General features: G+C 69.1%; 14 protein-coding genes and 1 pseudogene. 8 read left to right on the top strand and 7 right to left on the bottom strand.

Annotation, left to right across the window (positions count from 1 at the left end):
- Positions 1-3: 3 nt before the first annotated feature.
- Together C8K38_RS11330 and C8K38_RS11325 are read left to right on the top strand one after the other, a co-directional pair.
- Entirely contained in the window at positions 4-1,227 is a 1,224-nt protein-coding gene (locus tag C8K38_RS11330) for an MAB_1171c family putative transporter (protein ID WP_097211578.1), read from the top strand.
- Positions 1,227-2,639: a cytochrome P450 gene (locus tag C8K38_RS11325; protein WP_097211577.1), complete on the top strand. Its 1,413-nt coding sequence runs from the start codon at positions 1,227-1,229 to the stop codon at positions 2,637-2,639. Before C8K38_RS11330 ends, C8K38_RS11325 begins: the two co-directional genes overlap by 1 nt.
- Here C8K38_RS11325 and C8K38_RS11320 read toward each other — a convergent pair.
- The 3 genes from C8K38_RS11320 to bluB all read right to left on the bottom strand — a co-directional run bounded on the left by C8K38_RS11320 (position 2,590) and on the right by bluB (position 4,474).
- On the bottom strand, positions 2,590-3,081 hold the full coding sequence (locus C8K38_RS11320; RefSeq protein WP_097211576.1) for a hypothetical protein: 492 nt from the start codon (positions 3,079-3,081) through the stop codon (positions 2,590-2,592). The genes C8K38_RS11325 and C8K38_RS11320 overlap by 50 nt on opposite strands.
- Positions 3,078-3,758, bottom strand: a complete 681-nt coding sequence (locus C8K38_RS11315) for a helix-turn-helix domain-containing protein (protein ID WP_097211575.1) — start codon at positions 3,756-3,758, stop codon at positions 3,078-3,080. Before C8K38_RS11315 ends, C8K38_RS11320 begins: the two co-directional genes overlap by 4 nt.
- An 86-nt stretch (positions 3,759-3,844) precedes the next feature.
- Positions 3,845-4,474 (bottom strand): 5,6-dimethylbenzimidazole synthase, encoded by a 630-nt coding sequence (gene bluB, locus C8K38_RS11310; protein WP_097211574.1) that lies wholly within the window; start codon positions 4,472-4,474, stop codon positions 3,845-3,847.
- A 229-nt stretch (positions 4,475-4,703) separates the two neighbouring features.
- Between bluB and C8K38_RS11305 the strand changes: the two genes are divergently transcribed.
- Complete coding sequence (locus C8K38_RS11305) at positions 4,704-4,898, top strand: hypothetical protein (RefSeq protein ID WP_097211573.1); 195 nt, start codon at positions 4,704-4,706, stop codon at positions 4,896-4,898.
- Positions 4,899-4,920: 22 nt separating this feature from the next.
- On the opposite strand, the gene C8K38_RS11300 is transcribed toward C8K38_RS11305, so the two are convergent.
- The gene (locus C8K38_RS11300) at positions 4,921-6,228 is read right to left on the bottom strand and encodes a pyridoxal phosphate-dependent aminotransferase (protein WP_373560251.1); all 1,308 of its coding nucleotides are present in this window, start codon (positions 6,226-6,228) and stop codon (positions 4,921-4,923) included.
- A 116-nt stretch (positions 6,229-6,344) separates the two neighbouring features.
- Here C8K38_RS11300 and C8K38_RS11295 point away from each other — a divergent pair, with 116 nt between their 5' ends.
- The 4 genes from C8K38_RS11295 to C8K38_RS26860 all read left to right on the top strand — a co-directional run bounded on the left by C8K38_RS11295 (position 6,345) and on the right by C8K38_RS26860 (position 9,225).
- The gene (locus tag C8K38_RS11295; protein ID WP_097211571.1) at positions 6,345-7,739 is read left to right on the top strand and encodes a carotenoid oxygenase family protein; all 1,395 of its coding nucleotides are present in this window, start codon (positions 6,345-6,347) and stop codon (positions 7,737-7,739) included.
- Between the two features lie 80 nt (positions 7,740-7,819).
- Positions 7,820-8,131, top strand: coding sequence for a type VII secretion target (locus C8K38_RS11290; RefSeq protein ID WP_179800530.1), 312 nt, complete (start codon positions 7,820-7,822; stop codon positions 8,129-8,131).
- The gene (locus tag C8K38_RS11285; RefSeq protein WP_097211786.1) at positions 8,131-8,850 is read left to right on the top strand and encodes a WXG100 family type VII secretion target; all 720 of its coding nucleotides are present in this window, start codon (positions 8,131-8,133) and stop codon (positions 8,848-8,850) included. The genes C8K38_RS11290 and C8K38_RS11285 overlap by 1 nt, the downstream gene beginning before the upstream one ends.
- Positions 8,851-9,225, top strand: a complete 375-nt coding sequence (locus tag C8K38_RS26860) for a hypothetical protein (RefSeq protein ID WP_143548434.1) — start codon at positions 8,851-8,853, stop codon at positions 9,223-9,225.
- Between the two features lie 6 nt (positions 9,226-9,231).
- On the opposite strand, the gene C8K38_RS11280 is transcribed toward C8K38_RS26860, so the two are convergent.
- Positions 9,232-9,666 (bottom strand): hypothetical protein, encoded by a 435-nt coding sequence (locus C8K38_RS11280; RefSeq protein WP_097211569.1) that lies wholly within the window; start codon positions 9,664-9,666, stop codon positions 9,232-9,234.
- Between the two features lie 252 nt (positions 9,667-9,918).
- Between C8K38_RS11280 and C8K38_RS11275 the strand changes: the two genes are divergently transcribed.
- A complete protein-coding gene (locus C8K38_RS11275) occupies positions 9,919-11,868 on the top strand; it encodes a dipeptidyl-peptidase 5 (RefSeq protein ID WP_097211568.1) in 1,950 nt (649 codons plus the stop codon).
- Positions 11,869-11,976: 108 nt separating this feature from the next.
- Here the strand turns inward: C8K38_RS11275 and C8K38_RS11270 are convergent, their stop codons facing one another.
- Together C8K38_RS11270 and C8K38_RS11265 are read right to left on the bottom strand one after the other, a co-directional pair.
- A complete protein-coding gene (locus C8K38_RS11270) occupies positions 11,977-12,936 on the bottom strand; it encodes a type IV toxin-antitoxin system AbiEi family antitoxin domain-containing protein (RefSeq protein ID WP_097211567.1) in 960 nt (319 codons plus the stop codon).
- 237 nt (positions 12,937-13,173) lie between these two features.
- Positions 13,174-14,304, bottom strand: a pseudogene (locus C8K38_RS11265) (Fe-S oxidoreductase); the annotation flags it as partial.

Below are 14,304 nucleotides of genomic sequence, written 5' to 3'. Positions count from 1 at the left end.
ACCATGCCCGCGGCGATCATGTGGCCGCTGCTGATCGGCATCTGGGTGATCACGCTGATCCGGTTGGCCGTGATGCGGGAGGCACTGGCGCAGCGCCGGATCAATCTGGTCCTGCTCTTCTGGGCGGTGCCGGCGGCCCTGCGGGTGCCGGAGGTCCAGTCCGCCCTCGCGCCACATCTCACCGACATCGCGGTCATACGGCCGTTGACGCACCTCTGCGTGATGCTCGCAGGCGCCGCCATCCTCGGCCTTGCCACAGCGCTCAACGAGGGTGCGGACGAGCCGTACTGGCGTCAGCCGGCGGTGTACGCGATCACGCTCGCGCTGGGCGTCTCGCTGCTGATGCTGAGTCAGAAGTCCCGGGATGCCGGCCTCACGATCGAGGCGGCGGGCGGCTGGCAGTGCGCGGTCTACTTCGTCTTGTACTCGATCCCGATTGTCGTCGCGGTGTGTGTGGCCCTGGTGATCTGTTACGAGTTCCTGCGGTCCGGACCCGGCTGGCTCGAGTTGGTAATGATCGTGATTGTGGGCGTGATGTGCATGTTCTCCCTGGTGGACAACGTCGCGAGGCCGGTCGCGGCCTTCTTCTCGGCCGCCCAGGTGGACAACGCGTTGACGAGGTGGCGGGCCGGATCCAACGACGTCCTCTTCCTCCCTGAGGTGGCCCTGATCGCCGTGGTCAGCATGGTGCCCGTCGTCGCGATGTGGATGCGCCGACGGGAACTGCGTCAGCTCGAACCGATGTGGTCGACGCTGACGGCCGCGGTACCCCAGGTGGTCCTGCCGGCATCAGGGTTCGAGGAGCGTCTGCACCGGACGGTCGTCGAGATCTGGGACGCCACCATGCAACTGCAGCCGTACACCTCGGCCGCCGTCGACGCGGATCTGGAGGATGAGCTGGAGCGCCGCGGGCTGGACGGCGACACCAGGTCGGCGGTCCGCCGGTCGGTACAGCTGCTGCGCGCCTGCGAGCGGAAGCGGACCGGGGGTCCCCCGCTGGAGGCGACGGGCGCGGGGGAGGCGGACACCCCGCACGACGACCTCGTCGACGAGACACGCGCGCTGCTGCGCCTGGCCCGCAGCTGGCGGCTCGCCGCGACCATCGCGCACCAGACCGGCTCCCGAGCAACCGAACCGAGCGAGGCCCGAGGCCTTCGCCGCCCCGACACCCGAGAGAGGAGCGCGGTCCCCGGCCCACCAGTGGTGAGCGCGGGTTCTGCCATCTGATGGAGACACGACCGATCCCGCACCCACCGCGCCGAGTCCCCCTCGTGGGCGACATCCTCGGGATGGACCGCAGCGCCCCCAGTCAGCGCACGCTGTGGCAGCATCAGCGGCTCGGACCGATCTATCAGCGTGTCATCGTCGGCACCAAGCTCACGTTCGTGACCGGTTCGGAGTTGGTCGAGGAGATCAACGACGAGAAGCGGTTCCGCAAGCACGTCGGCCGGCCGCTGGAGAAGCTGCGGACCATCGTCGCCGACGGCCTGTTCACTGCGTTCCACCACGAGCCGAACTGGTCGAAGGCGCACAACATCCTGATGCCGGGCTTCACCAGGGAGGCGATGCGCGGCTACCACCAGACGATGCTGGAAACCACCCGCGAGCTGATCGGCCGCTGGGACGAGCACGCCACCACGGAGTTCGTCGACGTGCCCGCGGAGATGAGCAAACTGACGCTCGAGATGATCGGCCGCGCAGGATTCGGGTACAGCTTCGACTCGTTCGGCAGCGCGCACGGCGATCAGGAGGACCCGTTCGTCGGCGCGATGCTACGGGCGCTGCGGCACGCGGAACAGACCGCGATCCCGATCCCGTTCCGCTCGCTGTTCGCGGGCAAGGCCGAGCGGCAGAACGACGCCGACATCGCGTACGTGGCCGGCGTCGTGGACGAGGTGATCGCCGAGCGGCGCGCCAGCCCCGACGAGACAAGTCGCCCCGACCTGCTGGACCTGATGCTGGATTCGGCCGACCCCGAGACGGGCGAGCGGCTCGACGAGGTGAACATTCGCAACCAGGTGCTGACATTCCTCGTCGCGGGGCACGAGACCTCGGCCAATGCCCTGGCGTTCGCGCTGCACTTCCTGGCGCAGAACCCGGAGATTGCGTCCAGAGCGCGGGCCGAGGTGGAGTCGTTGTGGCCCGGCGCCGATCGGCCGGAGGTCTCCTTCGAGCAGGTCGCGAAGCTGCGCTACGTGCGCCGGGTGGTGGACGAGACGATGCGTCTGTGGCCGACCGCTCCCGGCTACTTCCGGGAGGCAGTCGCCGACACGACGATCGGCGGTGACAGCGATGGTGGGGGTTACGGGTTCGCGGAGAACGACTGGGCGTTCGTACTGGTGCTCGGTCTGCACCGCGATCCGGTCTGGGGGCCCGACGTCGAGACCTTCGACCCGGACCGGTTCCTACCGGAGAAGGTGCGGTCCCGCCCCGGCCACGTCTACAAGCCCTTCGGCACCGGGCTGCGGGCGTGCATCGGCCGGCAGTTCGCGCTGCACGAGATGGTGCTGGCGCTGGCGCTGCTCGTGCAGCGCTACGACCTCGAGCCGGAACCCGGCTACCAGCTCAGGGTCAAGGAGCAGCTCACCCTCAAGCCGGATGGGTTCCGGCTGCGGGTGCGCCGCCGGGTCCGTCCGTGACATCCCCCGTCGCTCCGCTCGCCCCGCCGAGCCGCGCCAGCAACCCGATCAGTTCCTCCATTGCCTGACGGGGCAGCGCCCCGCCGGCCGGGTCGGGGTCGGTGAGCGAGCGCATCGACAGGCTCCTCACCCCGGCGTCGCGGGCGCTGATGCAGAGCCGGACCTGGGTGTCGACGTACCCGTAGTCGCTGCCGGACAGGTACGCCCGTGAGACCTCGAAATGGTCGGCAACGGCATCGCGGAGGTCGAGGGGCGGATCGGCGAGGCTGCCGTCGCGGATGGACTTGACCATCCGCGGCTCGACGGGGCGCCGGAGTCGGTCGCCCAGCGCCAGCGCGACCTCCTCGTTCGTCTGCTCGGGGTCGCCGCGCCGGTGTCCCCACTCGAACAACCGGTTGACTCGGGTGGACAGGGGAATCGGCTGTACGTCCGCGTGGGTCATGCGTCTGCTCCTCGTCGTGCCTGCCACCGTCGGCGGAACCTCGAATCGAGGTCGGCGTCCGCGTCGATCGGCCGGCCGGCCAGCCACCGGCGGTAGAGCCGTTCCTCGGCGTCGGCCGGATCCTCACCGACAGGTTCGTCGAGGTGGTGGCCGAAGGCGAACTCGATCAGGGCGGGCACAGGGATGCCAGGGCCGCCGTTGCGCTCGAGCATGTCGGTGACATACACGCCGGTGATCCGGGAGATGGCCGCGTTGAGTGCGTCGGTGGCCTTGTCGAACTCGTCCTCGGTGACCTCGGACCACCGGCCACGGAACGAATTGAGCGTGGCGTGCGGGGCCAGGAGGTCGGCGATCATCTCGACCGACACCGCGACGGAGTCGGGCCCGAACTCGGTGGCACCGCGCGGCCTGCCCGGGGCGCGGTCGGGCTCGGTCTCGAGCGGGTCGGGGACGCCGCCGAGCAGGGTGCGGGCGGCGCTGCCCGCGGCCCAGTTCAGTCCGGTGTCGAGGCGTCGGAGGGTGCGCTGGCTGGGCTCGGGGCCGGTGCCGTTCTCGGCCCGCGTCTGGGCCGCGTCGGACGGGCCACCCGCGGCCCGGACCTCGTCCTGGGTCAGGTTCAGGGCGCGGCGGCGTTCGGAGACGAATCTGCCGAAGCGCGCTCTGCTCTCGGAGACCATGAGTGCACCCTATGTTGTCTGGGTCACCCAACCAACATCGAGACCATTGCTTTGTCGCTTGTTTGTGGCTTTTGGCGGAGCCTGATTCAGAAGCTTTCGCGGTGCACGGCCTCGGAGAGCGGCCTGCCGTCCCGCCAGCCGAAGCGCACCAGGTCGGGGGTCTCCTGGAACTCCGACACCGGGCCGACGCACAGCCAGGCGATGGGCCGCACCGGGGACGGGATCCCGACCAGCTCGGTGAGGTAGTCCTCCTCGTAGAACGAGACCCAGCCGACGCCGATGCCCTCGGCGACCGCGGCCAGCCAGATGTTCTGGATCGCGAGCACCGCGGAGAACACGCCGGTGTCCTCGACGGTGTGCCTGCCGAGCACGTTCGCGCCGCCGCGGCTGGCGTCGTAGGTCACCACCACGCCGGTGCCGGACTCCTGGATGCCCTCGATCTTGATCGGGTCGAAGGTGGCGCGGCGCTCCGGCGGCAGCGAGTCGGCGAAGTTCCGCCTGCAGCCCGCGACGTGCTCGGCGAACGTGTCGAGCGTCTCGGGCTTTTGCACGACGACGAAATCCCAGGGCTGGGTGTTGCCGACGCTGGGCGCGCAGTGTCCGGCCTGCAGGATCCGGGTCAGCTGCTCCTCGGAGACCCGCTCACCAGTGAACTCGGCGCGGACGTCGCGGCGCATCCGGATGGCGTCGTAGACCGAGAGCGGCTCGCCGGTCATGCGATCTGTCCTGCTGGGAAAATCCGAGGTGCGCACACCCCACTGACGGTAGCCGATCCGACGTCCCGGCCGCCGCGGCGCACCCTCGACCAGTACGCACACACGGTGACGAGATCGCACACGTTCTGGGCGAAGAATGGGTGTGCGATCTCGTCAAATGCTGTGCGACGCCGGTAACGCTTCGCCTGCTCCGGTCGGTAGACCGAGTGTGAACAGGATTCGAGTTGCCTTGACACTGTTGCTCGTCGGCGTGCTGTCGCTCCTCGGTTCGGGAGTTGCGGCGGCGAACCCTCCGGGGCCGGACCCGTTGGCGGGGGTACCGGAATCGCTGCGACCGATCGCCGGTGCCGCCATCGTGTTCCTCAGCAACGTCTGGAACGCCTTCGCAGACGTGGCGAACTTCATCATGTTCGGTTCGAGCTGACGCCCGCACCGAAGCGCTCCTGCTACTGGCTGTAGCCGGCCAGGAAGTTGCCGAACCGCTCGATCGCGACCGCCAGGTCGCGGGCCCACGGCAGGGTCACGATCCGCAGGTGATCGTGGTTGGGCCAGTTGAACCCGGTGCCCTGGACCACGAGGATCTTCTCCTGCAGCAGCAGGTCAAGGACCAGCTTGGCGTCGTCGTGGATCTCGTAGACGTTGGGGTCGAGCCGGGGGAAGGCGTACAGCGCGCCCTTCGGCCGCACGCAGGTGACGCCCGGGATCATGTTCAGCCGCTCCCATGCGACGTCGCGCTGCTCGAGCAGCCGGCCGCCGGGCAGGATCAGTTCCTCGATGCTCTGGTGCCCGCCGAGTGCCACCTGGATGGCGTGCTGCGCGGGCACGTTCGGGCACAGCCGCATCGAGGCGAGCAGGTCGATGCCCTCCAGGAAGCTCGCCGCGTGGTCCTTCGGGCCGGTGATGGCCAGCCAGCCCGAGCGGTACCCGGCCACCCGGTAGGCCTTGGACAGGCCGTTGAACGTCAGGCAGAGCAGGTCGGGGGCGAGGGTGGCCAGCGAGATGTGCTTGGCGTCGTCGTAGAGGATCTTGTCGTAGATCTCGTCGGCGAGGAGCAGCAGCTGGTGCTTGCGGGCCAGCGCGACGATCTGGCTCAGCACCTCGGCCGTGTAGACCGCGCCGGTCGGGTTGTTCGGATTGATCACCACGATCGCCTTGGTGCGCGGGGTGATCTTCGATTCGATGTCGGCGATGTCCGGGTTCCAGCCGTCGGACTCGTCGCACAGGTAGTGCACCGGGGTGCCGCCCGCGAGGCTGGTCGTCGCGGTCCACAGCGGGTAGTCGGGCGCCGGGATCAGCACCTCGTCGCCGTTGTCGAGTAGCGCCTGCATCGTCATCGTGATCAGCTCGGACACGCCGTTGCCGAGGTAGACGTTGTCGACGTCGAGGTCGGGGAAGCCCGGGACCAGCTCGTAGCGGGTGACGATGGCGCGGCGGGCGGACAGGATGCCCTTGGAGTCGGAGTAGCCCTGCGCGGTCGGCAGCGCGGCGATCATGTCGCGCATGATCACGTCGGGCGCCTCGAAGCCGAACGGGGCCGGGTTTCCGATGTTCAGCTTGAGGATGCGGTGGCCCTCGGCCTCGAGCCGGGCGGCGTGCGCGTGTACCGGTCCACGGATCTCGTACAGCACGTTCTGCAGCTTCGCGGACTGGTTGAGCACGCGCGGCTGGATGTGGGTGTGGTGGGAGGGCTCCGAGACGGTCACCGGTCCATGGTGCCACCCCGGTTCAAGCGGATTTCTCCCGCTACCCCGCATGTGGCGCAGGTAACGGGCTGATCGGACGCGGTCCGCACCACGGAATCGTTGTTCGGCGGCACCAGGGGAGAGGACCCTGAAAGACGGAACGAACTCCGCACGGAACTGGCATTCCCATGAACGCACCGAGCTTTCCCCGGCCCGCGCCCGTCGACCTCGCGCACCACTCGCACCTGACGGGGATCTTCGAGCCGCAGCGGGAGGAGGTGGACGTCCGCGGCCTCGAGATCGTCGGTGAGCTGCCGTCGGACCTGCGCGGCGCGTACCTGCGCAACGGGCCCAACCCGCGGTTCGACCCGATCGGCCGCTACGTCTACCCGCTCGACGGTGACGGCATGGTGCACCGGATCGAGCTGGCGGACGGTGCCGCCCGGTACACCAACCGCTTCGTCCGGACGCCGATGGTGGTGGCGGAGGAGAAGGTCGGCCACGCGATCTGGGCAGGCGTGACCGACCTGTACACGCCGAGCGAGGCCGAGGTCGGGCCCGAGCTGGCCGGGACGCCGCGCGAACTGCCGGACATCAACGTGGTCCGGCACAGTGGTCGGCTGATGGCGATGGCCGAGACCACCAGGCCCTACCTGCTCGACCCAGCCGATCTGCGCACCCTCGGGCCGGAGAGCTGCGACGGCGCGATGGCGGTCGGCAGCACCGCACACCCCAAGATCGCCCCGACGACCGGGGAGCTGGTGTTGTTCAACTACCTGCTCGATCCGCCATACCTGACCTGGTCCGTGGTCGCGGCCGACGGATCGCTCGCCCGCCCGCCCACACCGGTCGCGGGGATGGACAAGGCGCTGATGATCCACGACATGGCCCTGACCGGGCGCTACATCGTTCTGTTGGTGTGCCCGTTGGCTTTCGACATGGCCGGCCTGCTCACCGGCGGGTCGGTACTGGACTGGCGGCCGGACGACGGCACCAGGGTGGCCCTGATCCCGCGCGACGGCGGCCCGGTCCGGTGGGCGAGCTGCGAGGCGTTCTGGGTGTGGCACTTCGCGAACGGGTTCGACCTGCCCGACGGGCGGGTGAGCGTCGACTACGCGCAATGGTCGTACCCGGGCGGGTTCGCGGACGCCGATCACCCGAACGTCGGCACGCTGATGCGGGCGGTGATCGATCCGGAGACCGGCGCGGTGCAGCGAACGGCCGTGTCGGACAGGGACGTCGAATTCCCCCGCATCGACGACCGCAGCCTCACCAGGGGCCACGGCACCGTCGCGACCGTCGGCAAACTCGCAGGCCCAGAGGGCCCGATGGATTCTCTGTGGTTCTTCGGGCCGTCGGGATCCGAGGCGCACTGGGATCCGGGCAGCCTCACGGTGGGCGAACCGGTCTTCATGCCCGGTGCGGCACACGACTACTGGGGGATGATCGGCACCGACCGAGCCGACATGTCGTCGTGGTTCTGTGTGCTCCCCGCCGAGGATCCCGGATCGGGCCCGCTCGGCAGGGCGCGATTGCCGCTCCGGGTGCCCGCCGGGCTGCACGGGGCGTGGTTGCCCGCGTGATGTGTCGATATCGCGGTCGCTGATAGATTCTGCGCGGGAGCGCGTCGAATGGGCGTGCAGGGGTAATGCGCGGGGGCGAAATGGCAGATTTCAGAGTCAATCCGGATGACCTGGATAAATTCGCAGCAACATTGGCTGATCTGGCCACACAGGCATCGCAGGCCGAGGAGTACCTGAACAAATGGCTCCAGATCGGATACGCCGAGGGTCGTCTCTTTGCCCCTGTGGTCGAGAAGATCTCGGATGTGCTGTCGACGTTGACGCCTGCCTACGCGACTCTGACGACGCTGAGTGGTGACGCGGGCAACGAGCTCGGCCGAGCCGCTAATTCGTACCGCGTCACGGATGTTAATACCGCAGGGCAACTCGACGCTACGTATCAGGAGTCGTGATGCCTCCAAACCCGATCGAGCATCTCAAAGATCCCGCATCCATGGATCCCGTACCGGACCTGGTGGAGAACATCCTCGGCGCATCCCAGTACATCAGCGTGTCGTACTGGCTGGGTCAAGCGGCCGCATTGGCGACAGGCACCAACCCATGGGAGTGGGTGGCAGAGCAGTTTGCGGGGGACTGGGAAGCCGTCAACAAAGCGGGACAAGCGCTGTCGAACCTCGACGAGTTCAACCGCAGCTACGCTGCCGCAGTCCGCATCGGGATGGAGGGTGTTGACCACTCGTGGGATGGGCATGCAGCCGACGCGGCGGCCGAGTACTTTTCGCGGTTCAGTGGTTCTGTGAACGGCCAGGCACATGTCATTGGTGAGATCGGCGACCAATTGAAGATGATGTCGACCGGAATGTATGAGACGGCGCAGGCCATCAAGGGCTTGTGGGAGTTCTTATTGGATCTACTCATCGCAGCTGCCCTGGAGATGGCAGCTGCGGCCGCGACAGGGGTGACCGTCATCGGTCCGGTACTCGCGGGAGCCGCGGCGGTCGCAACGATCGCCAAGGCGATGGGCGTGTGGGGCGAGGTATTGACTCTCCATTCGAATACTTGGAATGCCGCACAAGGCACGATTGGGGTCATCGCAGGCAGTCTCGGTGGCTTGCAGGACTTGGAGGCCAATGTCCTTCCCACACGCTCCTATGATCACCCGGGGGTTTGAATGAACTCTGAAACTGACATACCTGTGGATATTGCCCGGGGTGATCGTGGACTTTCGTCCCACCTGAAGGCCTGCATGCAACTCCTTGCAGAACGGAGTGAGGACGCCGAGTTCAAGGCGGCCATCGCAGATGCGGTCGCGGGCAAGCGAAGCCTGCGGGACTTGGTTGGGTCGGATTCATTCGAGCGGGTTCTCAGCCCATTGGTCGATTCCTTCGCTGAGCAATACCGTGAGCTCAGTGACACCGATCGAGAGGCGATGGCGGTGGAAGGTCAACGTCAACTCGATCGGCTCGGCGCGACTTCACCGAATCTTGAACCTGCGGACGAGGATGAAGGCTATGGGTCCCGTGGAGTTTTGAGCTCGGATTGGTAGAAGGTCTCAGCAAGTTCGAATGGCTAATGCGTGAATGAACTTGGGGTCCGGGTGTTCCACGATGAGCCCTGAGCCATCGGCGGCAGCGTGAGTTCCCGTCAATCTGGGCAGCGAGCCGAGGACGAATGGAACCACTGAACCCAAAAAAAGGGCCAGCCCGATCAGAAATGGCCAGATCAGGCTGGGGCTCGCATCGCCCGTCGCGCGGATCAAGACCACAGCGATCAGTGCCAGCAGACCCGACGCGAGCATCAGCAAGAACGATCCGAAATAGACGCGGCGGCGGAGATCGCATTGCCGGCACAGCGGCCAACGGGCCTTCACGAGGACAGCGTGCTGAGAATCCTCCGACACGCCGGCGGCCGTCGAGAAGATATTCGCGGTGATGCCGAAGCGCCGGCCGGGTGCTCTGGACGCCGACGGCTTCGTCCTCACCATCATCTTGACGCGTCGCGATTCCGGAAGCCCATGCGCTGAACATGCTCGGGGGGCCCGCTCCTCCAGAACATAGAGGTATGGCCCCTTGCGATGCGAGGCCTCTGCTGATGGCACCCCTCGACCGGCCAGTGCCCGTGTCGACAGCTTGACTGCTTCTTGATCCCCCACGAATACATATTGGACTATCGCCTTCGAGTCGACCCGGCTGGCCGCCGCTGTGCGCGATTGTCGGCGACTCGGCCTAAGTTGGACCGCATGCCACAGCGCGCACCCTACGGTTCCTGGCTCTCGCCCATCACCGCCGCGGACCTCGCCTCCAGCGGGCACCCGGTCGACGCCGGCCACTTTGTCGGCGAGGAGATCTGGTGGTCCGAGCTGCGTCCCAGCGAGGGCGGGCGGACCTCGATCCGGCGCGCGGGCAGGCGCGGGGAGCCCGAGGACGTGCTGCCGCCGCCGTGGAACGCCCGCACCCGGGTGCACGAGTACGGCGGCGGCGGGTGGACGGTCACCCACGACGGTCGGCTGGTGTTCGCGGAGTTCAGCGACCAACGCGTGTACGCGCTCCGTCCGGGCGAGCACCCGATCCCGCTCACGCCGCCGCCAGCGGTCCGGGCGGGGCTGCGGTACGGCGAGCTGAGCGTCGTCGGCGACGAGGTGTGGTGCGTACGCGAGACCCATTCGGCCGACGGCGAGGTACGTCGCGACATCTGCGCCATCCCGCTCGACGGCTCCGGCGGCGGCGATCCCGCACGGCTGCGGTCGGTGGTGTCCGGCTCGCACTTCCTGGCCTACCCGCGGCTCTCGCCCGACGGCAGGCGACTCGCCTGGATCGCCTGGGACCACCCGCAGATGCCATGGGACGGCACCGAACTGCGGGTCGCCGAGCTCGACGAGAACCGTGTCTGCGGCCCGGGCCGGGTGCTGCTCGGCGGGCCCGAGGAGTCGGTGCTGCAGCCGCAGTGGTTCGACGACGGCTCCCTCTACGCGATCAGCGACCGCAGCGGCTGGTGGAACCTGTACCGGGTGGATCTCGGTGCTCAGCCGCCACAACCCGTGTGCCCGTTGGACGCGGACTTCGGCGCGCCCCTCTGGCATCTCGGTGTCCGCTGGTACGCCGAGCTGGCGGACGGTCGCCTGCTCGCCACCCGCACCGTCGGCACGGACACGCTGGCACTGGTCGACCCATCCGACGGCTCGATCCGGGACCTCGACCTCGGCGACCTCACCTCCCTCGGCATCACGGACGTACACGGCGATCGGGTGTTGCTGCGCAGCGGTGGCGCGCAGACGCCTGGCGGGCTGCGGCTGCTGGACCTGGGCACGGGTGGGGTCACCGATGTCCGGCTCGGCGTCGACGATCTGCCCGATGTCGCGTATCTGCCGACCGCGCAACCGATCACGGTCACCGGGCCACAAGGGCGTGAGGTGCACGCGTACACCTATGCGCCGCGCAACCCGGACTACACGGGGGTGGACGGTGAGCTGCCGCCGTACGTCGCGTTCGTGCACGGTGGCCCGACCGCACACGTCGCGCCCGCGCTGAGCATGGTGTTCGCGTATTTCACCAGCCGCGGGATCGGCGTGATCGATGTGAACTACGGCGGGTCGAGCGGATACGGCCGCGAGTATCGCAACCGGCTGCGTGGGCAGTGGGGGATCGTGGACGTCGAGGACACCATCGCCGCCGTCCGCGGGTTGGCCGACGTCGGGCTGGCCGATCCGACGCGGCTCGCGATCGAGGGAGGCTCGGCGGGCGGCTGGACGGTGCTGGCGGCGCTGACGACCTCCGATGTGTTCGCCTGCGGTGCCTCGTATTACGGCGTCGCCGAGCTCGAGCTGTTCGTCCAGGAGACGCACGACTTCGAGTCCAGGTACATCGACGGCCTGATCGGTCCGCTGCCGGAGAGCAAGGAGCTCTACGCGCGGCGGGCGCCGGTGAACAACGTCGACGGGCTCTCCTGCCCGGTGCTGCTGCTGCAGGGCCTGTCGGATCCGATCGTCCCGCCGTCGCAGGCGGAGCGGTTCCGGGATGCGATGGTCCGCAAGGCGATACCGCACGCGTACCTGGCGTACGAGGGGGAGGCGCACGGCTTCCGGAAGGTGGAGACCATCGTCAGCTCGCGGGAGGCGGAGTTGTCGTTCTACGGCCAGGTGCTCGGCTTCGAGACGCCCGGGATCCCGCGGCTCGAGCTCTGGCGTCCGTAGCCGGCGTCGCGCTTCGTCTTGCTTGCACACCCTTTGGCAAGGTCGCACGGGTATTCCGGTGCCAGAGGGTGTGCGATCTCGGGAGAGGGTGTGCGGGGGAGCGAGAGGTCACGGCTTCGGCGTGCACGCCACCCGGCCGCGGGGCGGCGGCGACAGGCGGGCTCGCTCGATCGCGTCGAGGATGCGGCCGGCCACCACGCGCGGCGTCGCCAGGTCCTGCCAGGTCCACCGCGCCACCTGCCAGCTCGCGGCGCGAAGGGCGTCCTCGCGCTGCTTCTCCGCCCACAGCACGTCCGCGGGCGTCTGGCCCTCCGGCACCAGGCGGCCGTACTTGACCTGGCCGTCGAATTCGCCGACGACTCCGAGCTCCTCGAACAGGAAGTCCACCCGGCCGAGGTGGGCGCCGTCCGGGGCGTACAGGTTCGGCTGACAGTCCGGGACGGGGAGTTGCTCCCTGACCATCAGCACTCGGCTGCGTGACTCGCCGACGCTCTCCGATCGACCGTCGAGCAGATCCACGACGCGGTGGGCCCTGCGGCGGCCCGAGCGCTCGGGCAGGCCGCCGACGGCCTCGCCGAGTTCGGCGGCGGTGAGCGCGGTCGTGCGCAGCGCGTGGTCACCAGCGACGACTGCCTCCTCGAAGGGGAGCGAGCGCGCCAGGTCGAGGACGGTGCGGGCGAGCGTGGTCACGCGCAGCCCGTCGACCTCGGTTGTCTCGTGGTCGGCGAGCTCCGCCACGTGCACGTGCCGCAGCCCGGTCCTGCGCCCGCCGCCCGTGCGGTTGCGAGTCAGGTGGACTCGACGCAGGGGCGTGTTCCACATCTCGAGGCCATGTACCGCCGCGGCGGACTGGTGGCTCAGCACGGCATCCGGCGACGCGACCCGCAGCGCTGCCTCCGCCACCAGCCGGTGAACCGCAACGGGATCGAGCGTGTCCAGGTCGTCGCGGGGCGCATACGTTCCCGGCCGCAGCCGCTCCCAGGCCCCGGTGCGGCACTGGCGCTGCAGTTCGTGGTCGGTGGCGCCGCGTCGCAGTGCCTCCTGGCGTCGGATGATGTGTGCCCCCATGCGATGAAGGCTGCACCTCGGCTCGGGGGTTCGGCGTTCGGAGCGCTGGGCGAACCAGCAGCCTGTGCACGGGTCGTGGGTTGTGCACAGGCGGCTGGTTTTGCGTCGGGCGCACACCCGTTGCCAAGGTCGCACTGGGTTTGGGCGCCCAACGGGGGTGCGAACTTGCCAAAAGGTGTGCGGCCAAACAGAACGCGCCCCCACCGAGAGTCGGTGGGGGCGCGTTGCTGGGTGTTGCTACTTCTTGCGGCCCGGGGCCTTGGCGCCGGCCTTGAACCCGAGTCCGCCCGCCTTCGGCTGGGGCAGCGGAGCGGCCTCAGCGGCAGGTGCACCGTTGTCGGCAGGAGCACCATTGGCCTCCGGTGCACCGTTGGCGGAGGGAGCCTCGTCGGCAGGTGCACTCTCGACGGCCGGTGCGGCCTCGGCAGGTGCACTCTCGGCGGCGGGGGCAGCCGGGGCCGGAGCCGCGGGCGCGGCGGCGGCCGGGGCGGCCTTGCGCGCACCCGGGGCCTTGGCGCCGGCCTTGAATCCGAGCCCGCCCGCCTTCGGCTGCGGCGGCGCGGCAGGTGCCGGTGCCTCAGCAACCGGTGCCTCGGCAACCGGAGCCTCGGCAACCGGAGCCTCGGCGGCAGGTGCCGGTGCGGCGGCGGCCGGAGCGGCAGCCTTCGCGCCGGGAGCCTTGGCCCCACCCTTCATCTGCAGACCCTTGCCGGGAGCCTTGGCGCCGGACGCGAGGCCCAGACCCTTCGGCTTGGCGACGGGAGCAGCGGCCTCGGCAGCGGGTGCCTCGGCGGCGGCCGGAGCGGCCTCGGCGGCGGGAGCGGCGGCGGGCTTGGCGCCCGGAGCCTTGGCCCCACCCTTCATGCCCAGACCCTTGCCCGGTGCCTTCGCGCCACCCTTGAGGCCGAGGCCCTTCGGAGCGGCGGACGGAGCCGCAGCGGTCTCGGCGGCAGGAGCAGCCTCGGCGGCGGGAGCGGCAGCGGCGGGCTTGGCGCCCGGAGCCTTCGCACCAGGGGCCTTCGCGAGACCCTTCATGCCCAGACCCTTGACCGGGGGCTTGGAGGCAGGAGCAGCCTCGGCAGCGGCGGGCTTGGCGCCCGGAGCCTTCGCGCCCGGGGCCTTGGCGAGGCCCTTCATGCCCAGACCCTTGACCGCGGGCTTCGCGGCGGCGGGAGCAGCAGCAGCAGCCTCGGCAACCGGAGCTGCCTCCGCGACGGGTGCCGGTGCCTTCTCGCGGGGTTCGACCTTGATGTTCGCGGTCAGTGCGGCCGGCTCGAGGCGGGTGATGGATTCGAGCATCATCTGCGCGACGTCGACGACCTCGACGCCTTCGCCCTGGCCCGATTCCTGGCGTGCGGTGACGCCGTC

Source organism: Rhodococcus sp. OK611 (assembly GCF_003050885.1).
Taxonomy (GTDB): Bacteria; Actinomycetota; Actinomycetes; order Mycobacteriales; family Mycobacteriaceae; genus Rhodococcus_G; species Rhodococcus_G oryzae.
Note: the sequence above shows the minus strand (reverse complement) of the source record. Positions and strands in the feature narration are given on the sequence as shown.